Annotated in this window: 23 protein-coding genes, 2 pseudogenes and 1 riboswitch; of the genes and pseudogenes, 5 read left to right on the top strand and 20 right to left on the bottom strand. The window is 72.4% G+C overall.

Annotation, left to right across the window (positions count from 1 at the left end):
* Window positions 1–141 precede the first annotated feature (141 nt).
* From ACFV9Q_RS25350 to ACFV9Q_RS25340, 3 genes are all read left to right on the top strand, one after another.
* Window positions 142–1,392 carry a phosphatidylserine/phosphatidylglycerophosphate/cardiolipin synthase family protein gene (locus tag ACFV9Q_RS25350; protein WP_377229423.1) on the top strand — a complete coding sequence of 417 codons (1,251 nt, stop codon included), beginning with the start codon at window positions 142–144 and terminating at the stop codon, window positions 1,390–1,392.
* A gap of 116 nt (window positions 1,393–1,508) precedes the next feature.
* The gene (locus tag ACFV9Q_RS25345; RefSeq protein ID WP_377236703.1) at window positions 1,509–4,160 is read left to right on the top strand and encodes a PT domain-containing protein; all 2,652 of its coding nucleotides are present in this window, start codon (window positions 1,509–1,511) and stop codon (window positions 4,158–4,160) included.
* On the top strand, window positions 4,157–4,762 hold the full coding sequence (locus ACFV9Q_RS25340) for a hypothetical protein (RefSeq protein WP_377236702.1): 606 nt from the start codon (window positions 4,157–4,159) through the stop codon (window positions 4,760–4,762). The genes ACFV9Q_RS25345 and ACFV9Q_RS25340 overlap by 4 nt, the downstream gene beginning before the upstream one ends.
* 90 nt (window positions 4,763–4,852) lie before the next feature.
* Here the strand turns inward: ACFV9Q_RS25340 and ACFV9Q_RS25335 are convergent, their stop codons facing one another.
* The 9 genes from ACFV9Q_RS25335 to ACFV9Q_RS25295 form a co-directional block, all read right to left on the bottom strand.
* Window positions 4,853–5,554, bottom strand: coding sequence for an MBL fold metallo-hydrolase (locus ACFV9Q_RS25335; protein WP_377236701.1), 702 nt, complete (start codon window positions 5,552–5,554; stop codon window positions 4,853–4,855).
* A 179-nt stretch (window positions 5,555–5,733) separates the two neighbouring features.
* On the bottom strand, window positions 5,734–6,324 hold the full coding sequence (locus tag ACFV9Q_RS25330) for a MerR family transcriptional regulator (protein WP_377229417.1): 591 nt from the start codon (window positions 6,322–6,324) through the stop codon (window positions 5,734–5,736).
* 100 nt (window positions 6,325–6,424) lie between these two features.
* Complete coding sequence (locus ACFV9Q_RS25325; protein ID WP_377229424.1) at window positions 6,425–6,931, bottom strand: bifunctional nuclease family protein; 507 nt, start codon at window positions 6,929–6,931, stop codon at window positions 6,425–6,427.
* A gap of 129 nt (window positions 6,932–7,060) precedes the next feature.
* Window positions 7,061–7,813 (bottom strand): MerR family transcriptional regulator, encoded by a 753-nt coding sequence (locus ACFV9Q_RS25320; protein WP_377236700.1) that lies wholly within the window; start codon window positions 7,811–7,813, stop codon window positions 7,061–7,063.
* On the bottom strand, window positions 7,810–8,283 hold the full coding sequence (locus ACFV9Q_RS25315) for an FHA domain-containing protein (RefSeq protein WP_020015374.1): 474 nt from the start codon (window positions 8,281–8,283) through the stop codon (window positions 7,810–7,812). Before ACFV9Q_RS25315 ends, ACFV9Q_RS25320 begins: the two co-directional genes overlap by 4 nt.
* Window positions 8,284–8,506: 223 nt before the next feature.
* Window positions 8,507–9,499 carry a DUF881 domain-containing protein gene (locus tag ACFV9Q_RS25310; RefSeq protein WP_377236724.1) on the bottom strand — a complete coding sequence of 331 codons (993 nt, stop codon included), beginning with the start codon at window positions 9,497–9,499 and terminating at the stop codon, window positions 8,507–8,509.
* Between the two features lie 2 nt (window positions 9,500–9,501).
* On the bottom strand, window positions 9,502–9,834 hold the full coding sequence (locus ACFV9Q_RS25305; RefSeq protein WP_285104718.1) for a small basic family protein: 333 nt from the start codon (window positions 9,832–9,834) through the stop codon (window positions 9,502–9,504).
* Window positions 9,831–10,862 carry a DUF881 domain-containing protein gene (locus tag ACFV9Q_RS25300; RefSeq protein ID WP_377236699.1) on the bottom strand — a complete coding sequence of 344 codons (1,032 nt, stop codon included), beginning with the start codon at window positions 10,860–10,862 and terminating at the stop codon, window positions 9,831–9,833. The genes ACFV9Q_RS25305 and ACFV9Q_RS25300 overlap by 4 nt, the downstream gene beginning before the upstream one ends.
* Window positions 10,859–11,431: a CDP-alcohol phosphatidyltransferase family protein gene (locus tag ACFV9Q_RS25295; protein ID WP_377229421.1), complete on the bottom strand. Its 573-nt coding sequence runs from the start codon at window positions 11,429–11,431 to the stop codon at window positions 10,859–10,861. Before ACFV9Q_RS25295 ends, ACFV9Q_RS25300 begins: the two co-directional genes overlap by 4 nt.
* A 435-nt stretch (window positions 11,432–11,866) precedes the next feature.
* On the opposite strand from ACFV9Q_RS25295, the gene ACFV9Q_RS25290 reads away from it, so the two are divergent.
* Window positions 11,867–13,822 carry a DEAD/DEAH box helicase gene (locus ACFV9Q_RS25290; RefSeq protein WP_377236698.1) on the top strand — a complete coding sequence of 652 codons (1,956 nt, stop codon included), beginning with the start codon at window positions 11,867–11,869 and terminating at the stop codon, window positions 13,820–13,822.
* Window positions 13,823–13,923: 101 nt separating this feature from the next.
* Here ACFV9Q_RS25290 and ACFV9Q_RS25285 read toward each other — a convergent pair whose 3' ends face one another.
* The 11 genes and pseudogenes from ACFV9Q_RS25285 to rpe form a co-directional block, all read right to left on the bottom strand.
* Window positions 13,924–14,412, bottom strand: coding sequence for a PH domain-containing protein (locus ACFV9Q_RS25285; protein WP_377236697.1), 489 nt, complete (start codon window positions 14,410–14,412; stop codon window positions 13,924–13,926).
* A gap of 5 nt (window positions 14,413–14,417) precedes the next feature.
* On the bottom strand, window positions 14,418–15,281 hold the full coding sequence (gene hisG, locus ACFV9Q_RS25280; protein ID WP_377232553.1) for an ATP phosphoribosyltransferase: 864 nt from the start codon (window positions 15,279–15,281) through the stop codon (window positions 14,418–14,420).
* Between the two features lie 94 nt (window positions 15,282–15,375).
* A complete protein-coding gene (locus ACFV9Q_RS25275) occupies window positions 15,376–15,639 on the bottom strand; it encodes a phosphoribosyl-ATP diphosphatase (protein WP_108494143.1) in 264 nt (87 codons plus the stop codon).
* 103 nt (window positions 15,640–15,742) lie between these two features.
* Window positions 15,743–16,462, bottom strand: coding sequence for a hypothetical protein (locus tag ACFV9Q_RS25270; RefSeq protein WP_377236696.1), 720 nt, complete (start codon window positions 16,460–16,462; stop codon window positions 15,743–15,745).
* A gap of 230 nt (window positions 16,463–16,692) precedes the next feature.
* A complete protein-coding gene (ribH, locus tag ACFV9Q_RS25265; RefSeq protein ID WP_377230452.1) occupies window positions 16,693–17,184 on the bottom strand; it encodes a 6,7-dimethyl-8-ribityllumazine synthase in 492 nt (163 codons plus the stop codon).
* Window positions 17,181–17,870, bottom strand: a pseudogene (gene ribA / locus ACFV9Q_RS25260) (GTP cyclohydrolase II); the annotation flags it as partial. The pseudogene ribA and the gene ribH, both read right to left, overlap by 4 nt.
* Window positions 17,871–18,095: 225 nt before the next feature.
* Window positions 18,096–18,737: pseudogene (locus tag ACFV9Q_RS25255) on the bottom strand (3,4-dihydroxy-2-butanone-4-phosphate synthase); the annotation flags it as partial.
* Complete coding sequence (locus ACFV9Q_RS25250; protein WP_377236695.1) at window positions 18,734–19,393, bottom strand: riboflavin synthase; 660 nt, start codon at window positions 19,391–19,393, stop codon at window positions 18,734–18,736. The pseudogene ACFV9Q_RS25255 and the gene ACFV9Q_RS25250, both read right to left, overlap by 4 nt.
* Window positions 19,393–20,577, bottom strand: coding sequence for a bifunctional diaminohydroxyphosphoribosylaminopyrimidine deaminase/5-amino-6-(5-phosphoribosylamino)uracil reductase RibD (ribD, locus tag ACFV9Q_RS25245; RefSeq protein WP_377236694.1), 1,185 nt, complete (start codon window positions 20,575–20,577; stop codon window positions 19,393–19,395). The genes ACFV9Q_RS25250 and ribD overlap by 1 nt, the downstream gene beginning before the upstream one ends.
* 121 nt (window positions 20,578–20,698) lie before the next feature.
* A riboswitch (FMN riboswitch) is annotated at window positions 20,699–20,835 on the bottom strand.
* 103 nt (window positions 20,836–20,938) lie between these two features.
* Window positions 20,939–21,670 (bottom strand): DUF2306 domain-containing protein, encoded by a 732-nt coding sequence (locus ACFV9Q_RS25240; RefSeq protein WP_377236693.1) that lies wholly within the window; start codon window positions 21,668–21,670, stop codon window positions 20,939–20,941.
* Between the two features lie 277 nt (window positions 21,671–21,947).
* Entirely contained in the window at window positions 21,948–22,610 is a 663-nt protein-coding gene (gene rpe / locus ACFV9Q_RS25235; protein ID WP_377236692.1) for a ribulose-phosphate 3-epimerase, read from the bottom strand.
* 105 nt (window positions 22,611–22,715) lie between these two features.
* Here rpe and ACFV9Q_RS25230 point away from each other — a divergent pair, with 105 nt between their 5' ends.
* Window positions 22,716–23,144, top strand: coding sequence for a DUF1761 domain-containing protein (locus ACFV9Q_RS25230; RefSeq protein WP_377236691.1), 429 nt, complete (start codon window positions 22,716–22,718; stop codon window positions 23,142–23,144).
* The last annotated feature ends 50 nt before the right edge of the window (window positions 23,145–23,194 follow it).

The raw sequence follows: 23,194 nt of genomic DNA, 5'->3' as shown, positions 1-23,194 counted from the left end.
GACCGGCACCGACCCGCCCGGCACCTGCACGGCACCTGCGCGCGGCCACCCCGGTCGATATCCCAGGTCGGACGACGTGAGACCGGGTACCGTGAGCGGGTGGCCTCACGTAAGATCCCCGGCAATTTTCCGAAGCTCACGCTGGACATCCCGTCCGACTTCGTGCAGCGTGCCCGCTCGCTCGCGACCCGCGCGGCGATCGTCGCGGCCGCCGTCCCGGTCGGTGCGGCGGTCGCCCTGACCGTGACCGACATGGTCCGGCGGCGCATCCACCCGCTCACGGCGAAGTTCCCCACGGAGAAGCCGCTCACCGAGAACATCGACGAGACAGCCACCACGGTCTACACCTACGGGGCCGACCTGTACGAGGCGATGCTCGACGCCGTCCGCGGGGCCCGCAAGTCCGTGATGCTGGAGTCGTACATCTGGAAGAACGACGAGGTGGGGCAGCAGTTCAAGCAGGAGCTGATCGACGCCGCCGCACGCGGCGTCGACGTCTACGTCATCTACGACGGCTTCGCCAACCTGGTCGTGCCCTACTCGTTCTACCGCTTCCCGCCCAGCGTGCACACGCTGCGCTTCCCCGCGCTGCGCCCCGGCATGACCTACCTCAACGTCCGCAAGTCCGGGCGCGACCACCGCAAGATCCTCGTGGTCGACGACGAGATCGGGTTCGTCGGCGGGTACAACATCGGCTCCCTGTACGCCACGCAGTGGCGCGACACCCACGTGCGGCTGGAAGGCCCGTCGGTGTGGGAGCTGCGCAACGCGTTCGTCGACTTCTGGAACCGGCACCGCAAGCCGCGCCACCCCATCCTGGCCGACGTCGGCTCCGGGACCTGGCTGCCGCACCTGAAGGCCGCGCGCAACGCGCCGTCCGAGCTCGTCTTCCCGATCCGCGGCATCTACCTCGACGCGATCGACCGCGCCACGCACCACGTCTACATCACGCAGGCCTACTTCATCCCGGACCACGACATCCACGCCGCACTGCTCGCGGCTGCCGCCCGCGGCGTCGACGTCCGGGTGCTGGTGCCGCACCGCTCCAACCACGTCGTGGCCGACTGGCTCGCCCGCGGCCAGTACGCCTCCCTGCTGCGCGGCGGCGTGCGGATCTTCCTGTACCAGGGCGCCATGGTCCACGCCAAGACCGCCACCATAGACGCCCGCTGGACCACCATCGGCACCGCCAACATCGACCGCCTCAGCCTCACCGGCAACTACGAGGTCAACCTCGAGATCGTCGACCCGGGCCTGGCCGCCCGCATGGAGGACGTCTTCGCGATGGACCTGTCCAACGCGCAGGAGCTGACCCTCGCCCAGTGGGAGGAACGCGGCGCGGTAGCCAAGATCGGCGAGTACCTGCTCATCCCGCTGCGGCCCCTGCTCTAAACGCTCACCCACCGCGGCAGACCCGACGCGGTAGCCCGCCAGCCCTCGCCCGGGGCGCCCGGCACCGATAGCGTGCTCCCGACGTGCACAGGGGCGGGTGGACGAGGGGTTGCGGCATGGGGGCAGTGGCACACGACGTGCTGCACGGCGCTGCTCGCACGCCGTCCCGGCATCAGGCCGCAGAGGACCAGCCACGGGAGTGGTGGCAGCACCTCGCCGAGCGCCGCTCCCGCTGGCTGACCACGCACCCTCGCCTCGCCCGCACCTGGGCGGTGACCCGCACCGTCGTCCTGGCCGGGTCGCTCCTGTGGCTCGCCGCACTGTGGCTGTTCCTGCCCGAGCTGCGACTGGGCCTGCGCGCCTACCTCGGCTGCCTCTGGGTCGTCGTCGCCTGGTTCGCCCTGGCCCGCACCAAGACCCTGACCTGGTCCGGCTTCCTCGGCTTCTTCACCGCCTGCGTGCCCTGGTCCGTCGGCATCGGCGCCCTGACCACCACGCTCGCCACCCGAACCGCCGGGCTCGACGTGCTCGGGGTGTCCGAGGCCGGTGCCGAGATCGCCGTCGCGGGCATCGTCGAAGAGGTCGGCAAGCTCGTCCCCGTCGTCGTCCTCGCCGTGCTCGCACCGCGCCGCGCCGCCCGGTTCGCGACAATCGACTGGCTGCTGCTCGGCCTCGCGTCCGGCACCGCGTTCCTCGCCGTCGAGGAGAGCCTGCGCCGCACCGCGCTCGCCACCGGCAACGCCGGCCTCGGCGGCTTCCTCCAGACCTCACCCGCCGACGTCGTCCTGCCGCCCGACTACGTCACCTTCGGCCTCCTGCCGGTCCCCAGCACGATGAACACCGACGGCGCCCTCCTGGCACCCACGACCGCCGCCGAGTTCGGCGGTCACGCCATCATCACCGCCCTGGTCACCGCCCTGTTCGGACTGGCGCTCGCGGCCTGGCAGGCCCGACGGCGCCTCACCGGGCTCGCGTTGGCCGTGCTGCCCGGGGTGGCCCTGTGGTCCGCGATCGCCGACCACGGGATGTACAACGCGGGTCTGGACCTGTTCAGCGCCCTACCCGGCGACGACGGCACCCCTGCCTGGCTCGACCCCGACACCACGACCATCCCGTGGTGGCTCCGCGTGCCCTGGTCGTTCCTGGGCCACGGGCACGGCCGGGTCGCGGTCTTCCTCACCCTGGTTGTGGTGTGCCTCCTGGTCGACGCCGCCCGGCTCGCCACCCGCCCCGCAGCCGGCCTCACCGGGCGCCCCGCGCCGGGTTGGGTCACCCGGCCCGCTCCGACGGCGCCCAGGGCCGTCCAGGCGATCCTCGGCGCCGTCACGGCGCTGCTGTGGGTCGTGGCGCGCGACCTGGCACACACGCTCGCGGGCTTCGCGCGGCGGCCCGCACAGGCAGGCGGGGAACCAGCCGGCGGAGAGCCGGTACTCCCACAGCCGGTGATCTCGCAGTCGGCGCTCCAGGAGCCGCGCCGTGCCGCCGCGGCACGAGGTGCAGCGCTCGTCTCCGGCCAGCGCGCACTGCGCGAGCTCGCCTACGAGCACGCCTCCGCACGCATTCACCCCTGGGCACGGCGGCTGGCCGCCGCCGCCGTCCTCGCCGGGCTGGGCTGGCTCGTGTTCGCCGCCGCGCCCGCCACCGCCCGCGAGATCGGGACCACGACCAACGACGTCTTCGACCTCGGTCCCGACCCCGGCGAGCTGCCCACGCTCCCGTCGGACCCGCCCGGCAGCCTGCCGACAGAGCCGCCGACCAATCTGCCGACCAATCTGCCGACCAATCTGCCGACCAATCTGCCGACCGGCCTGCCGACCAATCTGCCGACCGGCCTGCCGACCGGCCTGCCGACCGGCCTGCCCACCGATCTTCCGACGACGCTGCCGAGCGACCTGCCGACGTTCGACCCGGACGACTTCCCGTCCCTGGACCCGGACTTCGAGTTCCCGAGCCTCGACCCCACCAGCGGGCCGGACAGCGGGCCGACCAGCGGCGACTGGCTCGCCGGCATCCTCGACTCCCTGGCCGACTGGTGGCACGACCAGCCCCTGATCACCCAGCTCGCCATCGGTGCCGGCATCGCGGCCCTGGTGGTCCTGTCCGGTGGGTCCCTCGGACTGGCCCTCGGCATCTCCGGCGTCCTGACCTGGGGCCTGGACAAGTCCGCGGGCATCGCGACCTTCGTCCGCGACCCCCACCAGGCCACGCGCGACTACTTCGCCACGGCCACACCAGCCCAGCTCGCCGCCGACACCGCCGGCGTCGCCCTCACGTTCCTCCCGGGCAACTTCGCGGGCGCCGCCACGGGCCGCGTCCTGCGCACCACGGCCGACGACCTGATCGCCGACCCGGCCGCCTGGCTGGCGATCCGACGCCAGCGTCTCGCGGACGCTGCAACGGAGGAGCGCGGCTCCATCGACATCGAACATCTGCTCGCCAAAAGCACCCCTGCCCGCAGCGCCGACGACATCCCGGGTCTCGCGGCCCTCGTCGGAGATTCGCGCACCTATGTCGATCTCACCAGAGGTGGCTCGATCCGGAACGTCGGAACGAACGCGTCGCGCGCCGAGTTCACCGACACGTTGACCAGTCAGGGATGGGTCTCCCGGACTTCGGCAGACGGTAAGGTCCAGATTTTCCAGAAGGACGATTCCAAGTACGTACTGCGTCAGAAGAACTCCAGCAAGTACCCGGGGTGGACGGCCGACTTCACGCCTGCTGGATCAAGCAAACACACGATCGAGATCCGATTGGGGTACACCGGGTGAGCAACGCAACGACACATCCGCGGGACGACAGCGAGTACGAGCAACTCCTCGAAGAGGTCCGTGCGGTCATCGACGTCGACCGCCGGCTACCCGCGTGGCCCTTCCGCAATGCCCCGGGGAACATTGACATCTGTCAGTACAGCCACGCGATCGAGGGACCCTTCGGGCCGGTCCTTCAAGCTCTTGCCGACGCGCACGGCGACGAAACCATGATTGTCGTTGCTCTCGACCCGGCCGCCGCCTACTACCACGAGCACTATGGCGTCTACGGCGCATTCCGGATGGCTGCGGAGGCCATCAGCGGGTCTTACTACGACGCGGTCGCTTTCGAACCGCACGGCGATCCGACGGGAGCGCTGACCTTCACCACGGATGTGCTCGCCATCGTCGGAAGCTCTGGCCGCTGGTCGGTGTGGGCCGAACGTTCCTGGGACCTCGCACTCATTGCCTCCGATCAGAGAAACGGCCCGTGGCTGGCGCGCGGAGTCCCCTTCGTCCCCGCCGAAACCGCCCTGGCCGACTTCACGGAGCCCGACTTCAAGTCCCCGCTGACGACCGAGGAGCGCGACGAGTTCCTCCGCAACGTCCGGCGCTCCTCATGACCGCGCCGGACGATCGAACGCAGATCTGGTGGCTCTGTCCGCCGTCATACCGCTACCAGACCCGCGCTCACCCGATCAGCCCGGAACCCGTCACACCGTCAGCGACTCCCCCACCGCCAGCCGCCTGTACGTGTAGTCACCGCCGAGCCGCGCCGTGTCCAGCCACCGCGCCACGGCGCCGTGCCCGATCTCGGACAGGAACACGTCGTGGATCGGCACGACCACCCGCGCCGGGACCGACCGCGCGAAGTCGATGAACTCCCCCGTCTTCAGCCACGGCGCCGACACGGGCACCAGCAGCACGTCCAGACCGCCCTCGGGCAGCGCCGCGGGCGCGTCGAACGAGTCACCCGGGTGGTACACGCTCCCGCCGTCCACCTCCACCAGGTACGTCACGTTCACCGCACGCGGGATCTCACGGTGGATCAACGCATGCTCGCCACCACCCACCACCACCCGCGCACCCGCGACGTCGAGCACCTCACCGGGCGTCACCTCGTGCACCCGGTCCGCCGGCACGCCCGCCTCACGCAGGGCGCTCGCGGCAGGTCCGGTGGCCCACACCTGGGTGTCGGGGGCGGCGGTGAGGTGGGTGACGACGGCGGCCGCGTCGACGTGGTCGAAGTGGTCGTGCGTGATCAGCACCGCCCGGGCGCCCGCCAGGGCGGTCGTGGTGTCGGCGAAGGTGCCGGGGTCGATGACGAGCGTCCCCGTGTCGCCCGGCTGAGCGTCCGGCTGAGCGCCGGGCAGGGCCAGGGTGACGCACGCGTGTCCGTGGAAGGTGAGCTGCATGCTCGCAGGCTACGCCCGCGCGGGAGCGTCAGCAGGCCACGGACAAGAGCGCGCCAAGGCACGGGACAACAGCGAGCCGTCTGGTCGGGGTGCGGTGGCTACCCCGTGCCAGACGGCAGGGTCAGGAGTGGGTCGGGTGGTGAAAAGGAGCAGTCAGACAGGGTGGGCAGACAGCGTGGTCAGACGGCGGACCGGGCGGCCCTGCGCTGGGCGAGCTCGTCGCCCTCGACCTCGGGGACCTCGCCGGTCTCGCCCGGGTCGAGGGTCTCGGTCGGCATCTCGGCCAGGGTGCCCTCGATCTCGCGCCAGACGCGTCCGACGGCGATGCCGAAGACGCCTTGACCGCCGGCGACCAGGTCGACGACCTCGTCCGGTGACGTGCACTCGTAGACGCTGGCGCCGTCGGACATCAGGGTGATCTGGGCGAGGTCCTCGACGCCGCGTTCCCGGAGGGCCGTGACGGCGGTGCGGATCTGCTGCAGGGAGACGCCGGTGTCGAGGAGGCGCTTGACCACCTTGAGCACGAGGATGTCGCGGAAGCTGTACAGCCGGTGGGTGCCGGACCCGGTGGCGGGCTTGATGCTCGGCTCCACGAGTCCGGTGCGTGCCCAGTAGTCGAGCTGCCGGTAGGTGATGCCGGCGATGTGGCACGCCGTGGTGCCTCGGTAGCCGGTCGTGGCGTCCTGTTCCGTCAGGTCCTCACCGAAGAGGAGACCCTGCGCGCCGTGCGGGACCGTAGCGCGTGTGGCTCTCTCACCGCTGGTGTTCACTGTGCCTCCTGGGGTGTCGTGACCACGCTATGGCGCGTCGAAGGTGATTTCAAAGATGCGCGCCGTGAAACGTCTCGGCGTGTCGCGGTTCAGCCGCGTTTCAGCCGGTCCGCCCACCCCCTTGGGACCCTCCGCCGGGTGGGCCGGAGAAGTCCTCGGGCGTGACGTGGTCGAGGAAGTCACGGAAGCGTTCGACCTCTGCCTGCTGGTCGACGTCGACGATCTCGACGCCGGCCAGGGCGACGATCTCTGCCGAGCACAGGACGGGGCTGCCGGTGCGTACGGCCAGCGCGATCGCGTCGGAGGCGCGCGAGTCGAGGTGCACACCGTTGCTCAGGACGAGCTCGGCGAAGTAGATACCGCCCTCCAGGGCGACGATCTCGACCCGTTCGAGCGCCACGCCGACGGCGCCCAGGACGTCGCGCAGCAGGTCATGGGTCATGGGCCGGGGTGTGGCGAGGCCCGCCTGCGCCATGGCGATGGCGCTGGCCTCGCGCGCCCCGATGACGATCGGGATCGCCAGGTCTGCGGCGCTGTCAAGCAGCAGCACGACGATCTCCTGATCGCGTTGCTGCTGTCGAACGCCGAGGATCTCCACGGGGACCATCGGCACGTCGTCCGGCCTCACGCTTTCACCGTACGGCGTCCTGCCACCACTCGTCGCGCGCTCGGGTCAAATTCCTGGTCACGGGTGGGTGCGCCGACGGCAAAACTTACGGTCGGGCCGGCTTCGGACCTACCCGAGGTCTTCGATGCCCTGCCGGACCCACGCGGTGTGCAGGCGGGTGAACAGCTCGCCCATCTCGCCGGCCATGCTCGCGGCCTTGCCGCGGCCCGCGCTGGCCTGCTGGCTGCGCAGCGGGGCGACGACCTGGTCCACGAGGGTGACCTGCCGGTCGGCGGCGGTGCGGAAGGTGCGCAGGTGGCGGGGCTCGATGCCGAACTCGGCGAGCGCTCCGGCGATGCGGGCGACGTCGACGGCGCTCGGGCCGAACGTGCTGCCCGACTGGGGCAGCAGCCCGGCCTGGGCGAGGCTCTGCACGAACTCCTCCGTGACGCCCGCCGCCTCGGCCACGGCGGGGGCGGTCCAGCGGCGGCGCGCCGGTGACCCGTTCGCGGCGAGCCGCGGTGCGGGGTGCTCCGCCGAGTCGGGGTCGGCGTCCATCGCCGCCAGGCGTTCCTTGATGACCTTCAGCGGCATGTAGCTGTCGCGCTGCTCGGTCAGGACGAACCGGAGGCGTTCGACGTCGGCCTGGCTGTACTGGCGGTAGCCGGACGGCGTCCGCACGGGCTCGATCAGGCCCTGCTCCTCCAGGAAACGCAGCTTGGAGTGCGAGACGGAGGGGAACTCCTGGCCCAGGGCGCGCAGGACGTCGCTGATCCGCATCGTGGCCTGCCGGGAGATCCCCCGGGGCCAGGGCGCGTCGAGGTCCGCGGCATGACCGTGCGCACGGTCACGGTCATGGTCGCGCGCTGCGCCGGCGGTCACGGGGCGGGCGTTCCCGGGCCCCACTGAGCCGGCGACTGCGGGCTGGCGTGGAAGGTCAGGCGGAACTTGCCGATCTGTACCTCGTCGCCCGTCACGAGCGTCGCGGCGTCGATCCGGCCCCGGTTGACGTAGGTCCCGTTCAGGGACCCGATGTCGCGCACCACGAACGAGTCGCCCTCGCGGACGAACTCGGCGTGCTTGCGGGACACGGTGACGTCGTCGAGGAAGATGTCCGCCTGCTCGCTGCGGCCGGCGACCGAACGGCCGGTGTCCAGCAGGAACCGGGCACCGAACCCGGGGCCGCGCTGCACGATGAGCAGTGCGGAGTGCCGGGGCAGGGCGGCGACCGCAGCCGCCTCCTCCGGGCTCAGAGCGGTGCGGGGCGCCTGCTCGTCGGAGGTCGGGAACGCGATGCGACCCAGGTTGGCCGTGGTATCGGGCCCGACCGGATGGGCGCTGGGGTCCGTCATCAGGTCTCCTCGGGTGCGATGTTGATGGAACTGGGTGACTACGTGGGGACAACGGCCGGGGCATCGTCCGGGTTCCAACAAACCTACCCCGATCGGGGTAGCGGCGAAAACCAATGTCCGGAACCAACCCGGATAAAACTACCTACGTCCGGGCGGTTCCGCATGCCGGTTCACCAGGTTGGCCCGCAACCGGTGTCCGAGCAGGTCAGGAACGTGGCGGGGGTCACTTTTCGTCGCCCGGCGCGACGGGTTCGGCGTGCTCGGGCTGACCCGGGATGCGGACGGCGTCGACCAGCACCTCGTCGGAGGTGGTGGTGGTCGCCTCCCCACCCTCCTCGCGGATCCGGGGCAGCGCGCCGCCGGGGATCTCCAGGGCACGGTCGATCGTGTCGGGGTCGCCGATCGCCGTCCACTCGTACGGGGAGGCGATCGCGGCGCCGTCGAGCACGATGCCACCGCCCGAGTCCACGAAGTAGCTCGTGGTGACCAGCCGCATGCCGTTGACCTGGATCGCCTCGGCGCCGGCGTTGCGCAGCTCCTCGAGCAGGTTGAACAGGGCCTGCGCCTCCAGCGGCTTGGCGCCGTCGGCCACGTGGATCTCCACGCCCGGCCCCTGCGCCGGGAGACGACCCGACAGAATCCCCTCCTGCTCGGCACGCTGCTGCGCGAGATCCCGCGCCGCCTGGTCGCGCCCGTCCTCCGACTGCAGGTCGTCCCGGATCCCCTCCAGGTCCGAGACCTCGGCGTCGAGCTGGTCGGCGCGCTGCGTGACCTCGTCCAGGAGCCGCACGAGCTCGTCCTGCCGAAGGCTGCTGAGCTGGTCCCCCGTCGACTGCCCCACCTGCACCGCCAGGGCGAACCCGAGCGCCAGGCACAGCAGACCCGTCAGCACCTCCGAGCGCGTGCCGCGCGGACGCAGGAGCTGACCCACCCGCTTCCAGCCGGACGCCGGTTCCGGGTCGGGCTTCGACGCGGGCGTCGACGTCGTGGTCTTGTCCGGGGCCGTGTCCGGGTCCTTATCCGGGTCCTTGTCCCGAGCCGTGTCCGGGGCATCCTCCGCGGGGACATCCGGGGCGTCGTCGACCGGCCCGTCCGCGACCGGCTTCGGCTCGACCGGCTCAGACCCAGGAACGTCCGGTCCGGAGACCCTCGGCCCGTGCTTGTTCGACCCGCTCTTGTCGGGCTTCGCGCCCGCCCCGTTCTTGTCCCGGCCCATGCTCACGCCTTGAAGATGTGCCGGCGGATCGAGGCGGCGTTCGAGAAGATCCGGATCCCGAGCACCACCACGACCGCCGTGGACAGCTGGCTGCCCACGCCGAGCTGGTCGCCGAGGAAGACGATGAACGCGGCCACCACGACGTTCGACAGGAACGACACCAGGAACACCTTGTCGTCGAACAGCCCGTCGAGCATCGCGCGCAGCCCGCCGAACAGCGCGTCCAGCGCGGCCACCACCGCGATCGGCAGGTAAGGCTGCAGGAACAGCGGAACGGTCGGCTGCAGCACCAGCCCCGCAACCACCCCGATCACCAGCCCGACGATCGCGATCATCCGTTGTCCTCCTCGGATCGGTCCTGTTCCGTACCTGCTGATTCCGTGCCTGATTCCGTGCCTGGTTCCGTACCTGTTGCCGTGCTCGCCGTAGCGCTCGGCGTCGTGGTCGCGTCCGGCTCCGTGCCCGAAGGCACCCGCGCGAACCGCAACGTCGGGGAGCCGGCAGCCGGCAGGTACATCCCCTCACTCGTGCGCACGTCGTTCTTGATGTCGTACTCCGCGCTCAGCAGCTGCAGGAACCCCAGCCCCGCCGACCGCGCGAACTCCACCTGCATGTCCTCCGGGTCACCGATCGCCTCGATCCTGTACGTGGGACCGTTCAGCGGCTGCAGGTCCACCAGGATCGCGTCACCCGCGTTCCGGATCGCCGACAACGACGTCAGCCGCTCGTCGTTGACCGCGATCGCCTCCGCCCCCGCCGCCCACAGCTCGTTGACCACGAACTGCACGTCCGCGTCCCGCACCCGCGACTCCGCCGGCGCGTCACCCGGCTCCACCAGCCCACCACCCGAACCATCGGTCAACGACACCACCATGCCCGGCCCCTGCACCGGCACCGCACCACTGACCAAGCGGTCCAGCTCGTTGATCTCCTGCAGCGCCGACGGCAGCAACCCACCGCTCTGCAACCCGTCCACCTGCGCGTCCAGCGCCGTCGCCCGCGCCGACAACGCCTCCACCTGCGCACTACGGTCCTGGATCTGCTCGATCAGCACCGACCGCCCCTTCGAGACCGTCGGCTGCGGCGCTCGCAGGTCACGCACCGCCACCGCCGTCATCGCACCGAGCAGGATCGCCACGAGCAGGATCGTGACCACACCTCCCACGCTGCGTCCCGCCAGCGGACCCGACGGCTGGCCCGCCTCCGCGCGCCGCTGCGCCATCTCCGCGTACCCCGGGTCCAGCGGCCGCTCGGTGACCTCCCGCAGGAGCGTCATCGACTCGTCCGGACGACGCGGCGCCGTGCGGTCGGCCGTACGGTCGGCAGGGTGGCCGGCCGAGCCGCCCGCCCCGGGGGCCGTCATCCCTGCGCCACCAGCCGGCGCACCTGCGCCACGTACTGCAGACCCGCCAGCCAGTACAGGCCCACACCCCACCAGGTGAACGCCCAGCCCACCACGTGCGCACCGGCACCCACCCAGCCTGGCACCTCCGCGAGCAGCAGCAACGGGAACGCGTACAGCAGCGCGAACGTCGCGACCTTGCCGACCGTCGTCACGTTCAGCGTCCCGTACCCGAGGCGGGCCAGGACCGGCACCGTCAGCGCCAGCAGCACGTCACGCGCCACGATCGCCAGCACCAGCCACAGCGGCACCACCTCACGCCAGGCCAGGCCGATCAGGGTCACGAAGATGAAGAGCCGGTCCGCGAAGGGGTCCAGCATCTGCCCCAGCCGCGTGACCTGGTTCAGGCGACGGGCCAGCACACCGTCCAGCCAGTCCGACGCACCCGAGACGGCGAGCACCACCAGCGCCCAACCGTCCTCGCCCACGACGATCAGCACGGCGAAGACCGGCACGAGGGCCAGCCGCACCATACTGATCACGTTGGGCACGGTCAGCACCCGGGAGCTCATCTCCGCCCCAGTGGACACGCACACCGCCCTTGCTCACGCCGGTTCGTCTCGGCCGCCATCCTACGGCGCGACCGTTGCGTATACGCACGGGCACGCCGTCCGGACGGGCAGGACCACCCCGCAGACACCCCGCACACGCCCGGCCGACCACCCCGCCGACACACCCGGCGCCACCCCCGGACACACCCGGCACGACGCCGCCCGCAACGCCCTCACCACGGACGACATCACCCGGGTGCTGCACGTCACGCCCCCAGCCTCTGTGCTCAGGACGCCCGCAACCGATACAGTGGTGCCACATCCCCTTGGAGTTCGTCGTCTTCCCGTGTGTGCACGCAACGTGCGAGACAGGCCCGCAGCCTCGGCTGCGGGGAAGGTGTGTCGGGAGCGAGCGACGCGAGGGCCCTCACCTCGGCCCTGACTCCCACCCGACGACGAACGGTGCAGCACTGCATGTCTATCGACACCCCTGACCTGATCGCGCCTGCCGAGCAGGAGACCGACCAGGTCACCGCCGACTCCGGCGACCAGACGGCCCCCGAGGCCGCCACCAGCTCCGAGACCTCCACCGAGCAGACCCCGGCCGAGCCCACCGGCCCCACCTTCGCGAGCCTCGACCTGCCCGCGCCGCTGATGGCCGCCATCGCCGAGCTCGGCTTCGTGACGCCCTCCGCCATCCAGGCCCGCGCCATCCCCGAGCTGCTCGCCGGCCGCGACATCACCGGCGTCGCCCAGACCGGAACCGGCAAGACCGCCGCGTTCGGCCTCCCGCTCCTCGCCGCCGTCGACCCCGCCCTGCGCAAGGTCCAGGCCCTCGTCCTGACCCCGACGCGCGAGCTCGCCATGCAGGTCGCCGACGCCATCGAGTCGTTCGCCAGCAAGATGGACGACGTCCGCGTCCTGCCGGTCTACGGCGGCTCCCCCTACGTGCCCCAGCAGCGCGCCCTGCGCGACGGCGTCCACGTCGTCGTCGGCACCCCCGGCCGCATCAAGGACCACCTCGAGCGCGGCGCCCTGCGCCTGGAGGACATCCGCTTCCTCGTCCTCGACGAGGCCGACGAGATGCTCCGCATGGGCTTCGCCGAGGACGTCGAGGAGATCTTCGGCCAGGCACCCGCCGAGCGCCAGGTCGCCCTCTTCTCCGCGACCATGCCCCCGGCCATCCGGAAGGTCGCCGACCAGCACCTCACCGACCCGGTCCAGATCGCCGTCACCCGGCAGGCCTCCACCGTCACCGCGGTGCGCCAGACCTACGCCGTCGTGCCCTTCCGCCACAAGGTCGGCTCGCTCGCCCGCGTCCTGGCCACCTCCGACGCCGACGCCGCCATCGTCTTCACCCGCACCCGCGGTGCGGCCGAGGACGTCGGCTCCGCCCTCATCGAGAAGGGCATCTCCGCCGCCACCATCTCCGGCGACGTCGCCCAGAAGGAGCGCGAGAAGATCGTCGAACGCCTCCGCTCCGGCGCCCTCGACGTCCTCGTCGCCACCGACGTCGCCGCCCGCGGCCTCGACGTCGACCGCATCGGCCTCGTCGTCAACTTCGACGTCCCCGGCGAGCCCGAGGCCTACGTCCACCGCATCGGCCGCACCGGCCGCGCCGGACGCACCGGCGAGGCCCTGACCTTCGTCACCCCGCACGAGCGCGGCAAGCTCCGCTCCATCGAGCGCACCATCCGCGCCCAGCTCGAAGAGGTCGAGATCCCCTCCCCCCGGGACGTCTCCGCCCACCAGGTCAAGCGCACCCTCGGCAAGGTCGCGGCCCGCCGCGAGGCCGGCCGCCTCGAGCTCTACACCGAGCTCATCCGCGCCTACGCCGAGGAGTCCGGCACCGACCCCATCGACATCGCAGCCGCCATGGCGGCGCTCGCGGTGGGCGACGACGGCCCGCGCGCCCGCGCGGAGCAGGAGGAGTACGAGCGCGAGCGGGCCGAGGCCAAGGCCGCGGCCGCCCGGCGCAACACCCGCGAGGGCGACCGGCACGACCGCTCGGGCGACCGCCCGTCGCGCGGCCGTTCCGAGGGCGACCGCGGCATCCGCCGTCCGGCCCGGGGCACCCGCTACCGCATCGCCGTCGGCCACACGCACGGCGTGCAGCCGGGCGGGATCGTCGGCGCCCTGACGGGCGAGGGCGGCATCACCGGTGCCGACGTCGGCAAGATCGACATCTTCGGCAGCTTCTCGCTGGTGGACATCATCGCGCCGCTGGACAACGAGGCGCTCGACCGCCTGGCCCGCGCCCGCGTCGCCGGCAAGCCGCTGCGTATCACGCTCGACCGTGGCCCGGCACGTACCGGCGGCGGCGACCGGGACCGTGCCCCCCGGAGCGGCGGCGACCACCGTCGTCCCGACGGCGAGCGTGGCCCCCGCGGCCGCGGCCCGGCCCACTGGGAGGCGCGCAGCACCCGCTGACGCCCCCTGATCAAGAAGTAGAGCGCCTGTCCGTCCGGACAGGCGCTCTACTTTTGTTTCGCCCGCTTCTGCTATTGCTGGTCGGGCTACCGCTGGTCGGGCTACCGCTGGTCGGGCTCCGCGGCCTCGCCCAGCTCCGCGATCAGGGCCACGAGACGACGCGCCTCGGCCATGCCGTGCTCGCCGTCGGCCCGCTGGATGCCCATGACGGCGAGCACGTCGCCGTCCGCCAGGTCGAGGTGCACCCAGGGGTCGTTGGGCCCGAACCGGACCGTCACGATCTCGGGCCAGGCGAGCCGCCGGCTGGTCGCGTAGTTGACCACGGTGAGCCCGGAGGGGTCGGGGACGGCGCGCACGGCGCCGAACCGCCAGGCCACCAGGGCGCCCAGCAGCCCGAACACGATGATCGCGATGCGGTTCGCGGCATCCGCCCCGGGGCCGCTCGCCGCCAGCGCGACGAACGTGCACCCGCCGGCGAACAGCAGCGCGATGCCGTACGCCGTGGGCGTGCCGAAGCGGCCGCGAAAGGTGCGGAAGTGGTCGTCACGCCGGCCGCGGCCGATCGCGCTGCTCCCCGACCCGGCGCCCATCGGTCCTACAGCCGCGAGGCGTGGATCGAGGTCACGATGATGGCGCGCGCCCCGACGTCGTACAGCGCGTCCATGATCCGGTTGGTCTCGCTGCGCGGCACCATGACGCGCACCGCGCGGGCGTCGCTGTGGTGCTGCGCCGAGACCGTCGGGGACTCCTTGCCGGGCGTGATCGCCACGGCCTGCTCCAGCCGGGACTCGGGGACCACGTAGTCCATCAGCACGTACTCGCGGGCGGTGATCACGCCCTCCAGGCGGCGGGTCAGGACATCGAGGCCGGCCGGTGGCTCGGCGTCGGACTGCCGGATCAGCACGGCCTCGGAGCGCAGGATCGGCTCGCCGAACACCTCCAGGCCCGCGGCCCGCAGCGTGGTGCCGGTCTCCACGACGTCCGCGATGACGTCCGCGACGCCGAGGCGCACGCTCGACTCCACGGCGCCGTCCAGGTGCACGATCGCGGCGGGCTCGACGCCCTGCTTCGCCAGGTGCTGGGCCACGAGCGTGGTGTACGACGACGCCACGCGGCGGCCGGCGATGTCCGCGACCTCGGTCACGGGGTCGGTCGCACCGGGCCCGGCGGGCGCAGCGTAGCGGAAGGTCGAGCGGGCGAACCCGAGGCCCAGGTGCTCGACGGCGTCCGCGCCCGAGTCGAGCATCAGGTCGCGGCCGGTGATGCCGACGTCGACCGTTCCGGTCCCCACGTACACCGCGACGTCGCGCGGGCGCAGGAAGAAGAACTCGACGTCGTTCTCGGGGTCGGCGAGCACGAGCTCGCGGGTGTCCCGGCGCTGGCGGTAGCCCGCCTCGCTCAGCATCTCGGAGGCGGGGCCGGACAGGGCACCCTTGTTGGGGACGGCGATGCGCAGCATGTGGTTGGTTCCTCTCTGGGGTGTACGACGGATCGGTGGACCCGGTTCTCCCGGGAGGGCTCGACCGTCGTGGTCGAGCCCTCCCGGGGCCGGGTCACAGATGCGTGTACACGTCCTCGAGGGTCAGTCCCTTGGCGACCATCAGGACCTGCAGGTGGTACAGGAGCTGCGAGATCTCTTCCGCGGTCTCGCTGTCCGACTGGTACTCGGCCGCCATCCAGACCTCTGCGGCCTCCTCCACGACCTTCTTGCCGATCGCATGGACTCCCGCATCCAGCTGGGCCACGGTGCCCGAACCCGCGGGACGGGTCTCGGCCTTCTCGGTCAGCTCGGCGAACAGGGTCTCGAAGGTCTTCACCTGCCCAGCCTAGTCGGGCGAGGGGGGCACTACCGCTTGCCGTCCCACGTTGTGGCCAGACTCTCGTTCGGCGCGGCGCGCCGAAGGACGCGCGCGGGACCGCTCACGGGGTCGTCGGCCACTCCGCCGGCAGCGATCCGTCGGCCTCCGGGACCACGACCCCCTGGTACGGCGTGAGGAGCTGGAAGCCCACCGGCTCGTCCGTCGACCCGTCGTCCGTGGAGCCGGACAGCAGCACGATCACGTTGCCCGTGCCGCCGCCTGCGCCAGTGTTGGTGCCGCTGTGCGTGGCCGGGTCGAGCGGGTCGCCGCCGGGATACGGGTTGTCCGCTCCCCCGCACGTCTCCGGCGTCGAGACGATCGAGATCTGCTCCCCCGCCGAGACCTCGAGCTCGGGCGGCGGCTCCGCGCCCGGGTGCACGCCCGAGTCGCCGGGGGCAGGCCGCTCCAGCACCTCGTCCACCTGGAACAGCCAGCGGTGCGCCTTCACGCCGAACACCCGCGCGGTGCCGTCCCGCTCCACCACGGTGCCGAGCAGCACGGCGCCGGCGTCGGAAGCGGCATCGACCGGATCAAGGAAGCGCACCCAGTCGACGCACGCCACGCCGCCTCCGGGCAATCCTTCGAGCAGGTCGTCGGAGGTCTCCTCGGGTGCTTCTTCCGACTCTCCCCCGGCGGCTCCCCCAGCTGTGCCCTCAGCCGGGGCCGGCGAGCCGCCGGCTTGTCTTGGATCGGCACAGCCCACCAGGCCGCCCGCCATCGCTCCCGTCAGAGCCGTCGTCACCAGTACCGCCGCTGCGCGCCGGGCGCGTGATGTCCTCATGCCCGGCCAATGTGCCGAGCGCGCCCACTCTTTCGCGCGCCCTGTTTTTCCAGGCCCGTTCTTGTGGCTGGTTGGTGAGTCGTCTTACCCGGTCTCGGGTGGTCTTTAGGCGCTTGGCACACTATTAATCTCGGGAGACCACAGGTATCGAAAGAGATGTGGGCGCCGTCCGAGGGGTTCGGACGGCGCCCGTGCACGTCGGCCGGCCGCGTCAGCCCAGCCGGCCGAAGTCAGACCGCGGTGCCCGCGAGGCTCCGCAGCGTCACCGCCGTCGCGATCGCCGCCTCCACGGCCTCCGCCCCCTTGTCCTCGCTCGACCCCTCCAGACCGGCGCGGTCCAGCGCCTGCTGCTCGGTGTCGCACGTCAGCACACCGAAACCGACCGGCACCCCGGTGCGCACGCTCACGTCCGTCAGGCCCGACGTCGCCGCCGAGCACACGTACTCGAAGTGCGGCGTGCCCCCGCGGATCACGACGCCCAGCGCGACGACGGCGTCCGCGGCCGGTCCCCCGCCCACCCCGGCCGCCCGCGCCGCGGCCACCGGCAGCTCGAACGAGCCCGGGACCCGCAGCTCCGTCCACTCGGCGCCCGACGCCGCCAGGGCCCGCCGCGCGCCGGCCAGCAGGCCGTCCATCACCTGCTCGTGCCAGCTCGCCGCGATGACCACGACCCGCAGCCCCGTACCGTCGACCGTCACCTTCGGTGCTCCTGCCCCGCTCATGCGCATGCTCCTTCGTGCTCGTTCTGGTTCTGGTGCTCGTTCTCGTACTGGCTCTGGCTCTGGCTCTGGCTCTGGCTCGCGTGGTCGTTCGTGTAGTGCCCCATCACCAGCCGCTTGGTCTCCAGGTAGCGGTGGTTGTGCACGCCGTGCCCCACCACCAGCCCACGCCGCCCGACGACGTCCGTGCCGGCCGCGCGCAGGCCCGTCACCTTCTCCGGGTTGTTGGTCAGGAGGGTCACCCCGTCCAGGCCGAGGTCCGCGAGGATCGCCGACGCCGCGCCGTACTCACGCGCGTCCACCGGCAGCCCCAGCTCGACGTTGGCCTCCACGGTGTCCAGCCCGGCGTCCTGCAGCGCGTACGCCTGGATCTTGGCCGCGAGACCGATCCCGCGGCCCTCGTGCCCGCGCAGGTACACGACGGCGCCGCCCTCGGCGGCCACCGCCCGCAGCGAGGCCTCGAGCTGCGGGCCGCAGTCGCAGCGCAGGGAGCCCAGGCCGTCGCCCGTGAGGCACTCGGAGTGCACTCGCACCAGCGGGGCCGCAGTCGCCGTAGCCGCAGCCGCAGCCGTAGCCGGGGCCGCAGCCGGATCCACCGGCGTCAGGGCCAGGTGCTCCGCGCCCGAACGGAGGTCGCGGTACGCCACGACCCGGAAGTCGCCGTACTGGGTCGGCAGGGCGGCCTCCGCGACCCGTTCCACCCAGGGGTCCGTGCGACGGTTGGCGCCCGGAACACCTGAGATCGGCGTGCGCGGCTCTGCGGTGCCGATCTCCGCGGTGCCGAACTCAGCGGTGCCGAGCTCCGCGGTGCCGAGCTCCTCGGCCGCGGCCGACGAAACATCGTGCTCCCGCCGCCACGCGACCAGGTCGGCGACCGTCAGCACGACGAGCCCGTACTCCCGCGCCAGGGCCTGCGCCTCGGGCAGGCGCATCATGGCGCCGTCGTCCCGGACCAGCTCGGCGATGGCGCCCACCTCGCCGAGGTCGGGAACCGTGTCCGTCGTGCTGCCCGCCAGCCGCACCAGGTCCACCGCGGCCTCGGTGTGCCCCGCCCGCTCCAGCACACCGCCGGGGCGGGCCCGCAGCGGCAGCACGTGCCCGGGCCGGATCAGGTCGCGCGCGCCCGAGCCCGGGTCACCGAGCACCCGCAGCGTCAGCGCCCGGTCCGCGGCCGAGATACCCGTGGACACGCCCACGGCGTCCACCGACACCGTGTAGGCCGTGCCGCGCGGGTCCTCGCTGCGCTCCACCATCAGCGGGAGCTCCAGGGCGTCGGCCCGGTGCGCCGGCATGGGCGCGCAGAGGTAGCCCGACGAGTGCCGCACGGTCCACGCCACCCACTCCGCCGTGGCGACGCCGGCAGCCAGCACGGCGTCCACCTCGTTCTCCCGGCCGGCGTCGTCCGCCACCAGCACGGGCCGCCCGGCGGCGAGCTCGGCGAGGGCGCGCTCGACGAGTCCCGTGGTCACAGCCTCTGTGGTCGCAGCGGTCGTGCCAAGCGCTTCCGTGCCATCTGCATCCGTGGTCGCGCGGTCCGCCGCCCGCACGCCGGTCATCGCGCGACCCCGTTCGCCATGAGGCGTTCGACGTACTTCGCGAGCACGTCGACCTCCACGTTGACGGAGTCCCCCGGGACCAGCCGGCCCAGCGTGGTGGCGGCGAGCGTGGTCGGGATGAGCGAGACGCCGAACCCGTCGTCCGACACCCACGTCACCGTGAGCGAGACCCCCGACAGCGCCACGGAACCCTTCTCCGCGACGTACCGGGTCAGGGCGGCGGGGGCGGAGAACTCCAGGTCGTCCCAGCGCGGCCCGGGCGTCCGCCGCACGAGCACGGCGACGCCGTCGACGTGCCCCTGGACCACGTGCCCGCCCAGGCGGCCGTTCGCAGGCAGCGCCCGCTCCAGGTTGACCCGGGCGCCGGGCACCAGGCCGCCGAGCGACGTGCGCCGCAGTGTCTCGGGCATCACCTCGGCCACGAACGCGCCGTCTGCGACGGAGGTGACGGTCAGGCAGACGCCGTCGACGGCGATCGAGTCGCCGGGACGGGCGTCGGACGTGGCGAGCGGCCCCGCGACGGTCAGGACGGCGTCGGGCGCGACCGTATCGGGCGCGACGGCGTCGGTATCGGGGTTGGCGTCGGCGCCGGCCGGGCCGTCGGGACGGACGAGCGCGACGACGGAGCCGAGCTCCTCGACGATTCCGGTGAACATCAGATCTCCTCCTGGGTGCGCCGGCCGGGGCGGCCGTCCTGAGCGGAATGGGCTGCGGTCTGCTCTGCCGCGGTGTTGTCTGCCGCGGTGTTGTCTGCCGCTGTGTTGTCTGCAGAGGGCTGGTCTTGCGGAGGCTGGGCCTCAGCGGGCTTGAGGCGACGCGCGACCAGCAGCACGTCGTCGCCCAGCCGGGTCACGTCCCCGGTGGCGAAGCGCGCGGCCTCACCGATGGTGGTCACGCCGAGGTCGCCGACGGCGGTGGCGCCCACGCCGAGCAGCACCGGGGCGACGTAGGCGTGCAGCTCGTCGACGAGGTCCGCGGCCAGCAGCGCCGTGGCCAGCGTGGGGCCGCCCTCCACGAGCAGCTGGCGCACCTCCCGGCCGCCGAGCTCGCGCAGCGCGGCGTCGAGGTCGTGGGTGGGCAGGTGCAGCAGCGGGCCGCCGGGCCCGCGCAGGCGGGCGTCGTCGGGCACCTCGCGGCGGCCGAGGACCACGCGGAGCGGCTGGTGCTCGAAGAGGCTGCCGTCGGCCCGGCGGGCGGTCAGCGACGGGTCGTCGACGAGGGCAGTCCCCGAGCCGACGGCGATCGCGTCGACCTGCGCGCGGACCGTGTGGGCGTGCGCGCGGGCCCGGTCGCCGGTGATCCAGCGGCTGGTCCCGTCCACGGCGGCGACCCGGCCGTCGAGGCTGGTGGCGAGCTTGAGGGTCACGTAGGGGCGGCCGCTGCGGACCGCGTGCAGCCAGGGCCGCAGCAGCTCCTCGCCGTCGTCGGCGAGCAGACCCACGGACACCGGGATGCCCGCGTCACGGAGCCTGGTCGCGCCGCCCGTCGCGACGGGGTTCGGGTCCCCGACCGCGACGTGCACCGCGGCGACGCCCGCCTCGATGAGGGCGTCCGCGCAGGGGCCGGTGCGGCCGTGGTGCGCGCAGGGCTCCAGGGTCACGACCGCCGTCGTGCCGCGCGGGTCCACACCCCGGGACCGGGCGTCCGCCAAGGCGGCGGCCTCGGCGTGCGGCGTGCCGGCGCCGCGGTGGTAACCCTCCGCGACGGTGCCGCCGTCGGAATCCAGGAGCACGCAGCCGACGCGCGGGTTGGGCCCGTACGCCGGGCCCAGCCGCGCCAGCGCGAGGGCGCGGCGCATCGCGGCCTGGAGACCGTCCGGTCCGATCGGTGCCTGATTCATGCCGTCCTCCCCGAGCGTCGGCGCTCCGGGGGTGGACGACGGGTACGCGAGTCAGGAGCCCGAAGGCTCTGCTCGCGCGCACGACGTCACGACGTAGCGCGTCCCAGGGGACGGCTCCGCCGCACGTGCTTCCTCCCATCCGGACTTTCACCGTCGGTCCTGGAGTTCCACCAGGTCAACCGGCCCGTCCTTGCGGACGGACGCGGGTCGCGGACTATAACCGCCGGCTCGGAATTACACCGACCCCGGAGCACGTGTGTGCGTACTGCTGCTCGCCAGCATGCCACAGGTCGCGTCGCGCGCGGCCATGGTCTGCGTCACACGCGCTCCCGTCATCTGTGCTCCCGGAGGCGGCGCCGGGTCACGCGCGCTCCCGGAGCCGGCGCCGGTGGATCACCCACTCGGCCACCGCGATGTTGATCACCCAGCCGGCGGTCAGCCCGATCGAGTTGGTCACGGGGTCCAGGCTCCCCGTGACCAGCACGAGGGGCCCGAGCAGCAGCCCCTGGGTCCCGGCGCCCATGGCCAGCGCGTACGCGCGCGTCATCCACGCGGAGTGGGTGGCGTAGTCGCGGCGCAGGGCCGCCCGGACCCCCAGCGCGATCGCCGCCAGCATGGTGGTGCCCACGAGGTAACGCATGCCGTTGACCACGACCGTGTCCTTGACCGGCAGGTCGTAGAACGCCGTCATCCAGAGCCCGGTCAGGGCGACGCCGACGCCCGCCGGGGCGAGCACCCGCCCGGCCCAGCGGTGCCAGCGCCGGCGGCGCAGGGCCGGCACGAACTGGAAGGCGCCCAGCATGCTGTAGACGGTCACGCACACGATGTGCACGACGACGGGCAGCGGCTGGGTCACGAACCGCGCGTTCTCCTCGGTCAGCACCGGGTCGGAGGCGAGCTCCGCGAGCCGCGCGGAGCCGCCGAGCGCCGGGATCACCGACAGGAGCAGCAGGCCCGCAGGAACGAGCCAGGTGTGGCGCCGGGCGCGCCGGGACGGCGTCACGGACGTCGTCATGGATGCGGTGTCGGGTGCGGCCCCGGGAGCCGCTGCCACGCCGGGTGCCGCGTCAGGTACCGCGTCGGGTGTCGTCATGTACCGAGCATCCCGGCCCGGTCGAGCGAGGTCATCGGCCCAAGGACCGGTCTTCCGCCCGGCCGAAAGTACGAGCCGCCGCCCTCCCCCACCGGGGCGGATCGGTGCGCCGCGCGCGGACCGGTGCGGGCAATCAAAGGCGCTTGGCACACTATTTCCAACCAGAAACCGAGCGAAGACAAGCGTTGAGTGCTGGGTATTTGCGCTGCTGCGGCAGGAAAAGACACAAATACCCAGCACTCAGCGGCCGGGGTCGGGCGGGGACGGGCGAGGGCCGTCAGTGGGTGTGCTTAGTCGCCAGCTCGCGGAGCGTCGCGATCTCGGCCGGGATGTCCTCGGCCCCGTACACCGCGGAGCCAGCCACGAAGACGTTCGCGCCGGCGTCGGCCGCACGCTCGATCGTCTCCCGGGACACTCCCCCGTCGACCTGGATCCACACGTCCAGCCCGGACTCGCTCACGGCCTGCCGCGCGCGCCGGATCTTGGGCAGCGTGCCCTCGATGAACGACTGCCCGCCGAACCCCGGCTCGACCGTCATCACGAGGATCATGTCGATCTCGGCCAGCAGGTCGAGGAACGGCTCCACCGGCGTGGCCGGACGCAGCGCCACCCCGGCGCGCGCGCCGAGCCGGTGCAGCTCCCGCGCGAGTCGGACGGGCGCCTGCGCGGCCTCCGCGTGGAAGGTGACCGACGCCGCCCCCGCCTCGGCGAACGCCGGCGCCCACCGGTCCGGGTTCTCGATCATGAGGTGGGCGTCGAGCGGGATCGGCGACACCTTCGCGAGCCGCTCGAAGATCGGCAGCCCCAGCGTCAGGTTCGGCACGAAATGGTTGTCCATGACGTCGACGTGCGCGTAGTCCGCGGAGGCGATCCGGCCGAGGTCGCGCTCGAGGTTCGCGAAGTCGGCGGACAGGATGCTGGGGGCGATGAGTGCTGCCATGATGCCAGCGTAGGGCCCGGTTCTCCGGGCCACCGAACGCGCCACCGCATCCTGGCGCCGCACCGCGCCACCCCACCAGGCCACCTCGAGCGACCGGGAGCACCGATGATCCCCGACGTGAACTACTGGGCCGTGATCGTGGCCACGCTGTCCACGCTCGTCGTGGGCTCGGTCTGGTACACCCCGCGCGTGTTCGGCACCCGCTGGATGCGGCTGGCGAAGGTCGATCCCGAGGCCGCCCGGGCCGCCGGCGTCTGGCCCATCGTCGTGACGGTGATCGTCAGCTTCCTGACGGCGTGGGTGCTGGCCGGCGCCGTCTACATCTCGTGGGTCTTCTACGAAGGCAGCTTCTTCACGGCGTCGGTAGTGACGGCCGTGCTGCTCTGGGTCGGCTTCACCGCGGCCCGCTTCATCACCCACGACGCCTTCGAGGGCCGCCCGCCGCAGCTCACCACGCTGAACCTGGCGCACGAGCTGGTCACGATCCTGGTCATGGCCGTGATCCTCGGCGTGTGGCCGCCGGCGGGCGTGTAGGCGTACCACCAGAGACCAGGCGAAAGTTCACCCGTGCGGCGCACGGAACC

Origin of the sequence: Promicromonospora sp. NPDC059942, from assembly GCF_042731755.1 — a bacterium.
Lineage (GTDB): Bacteria > Actinomycetota > Actinomycetes > Actinomycetales > Cellulomonadaceae > Promicromonospora.
Note: the sequence above shows the minus strand (reverse complement) of the source record. Positions and strands in the feature narration are given on the sequence as shown.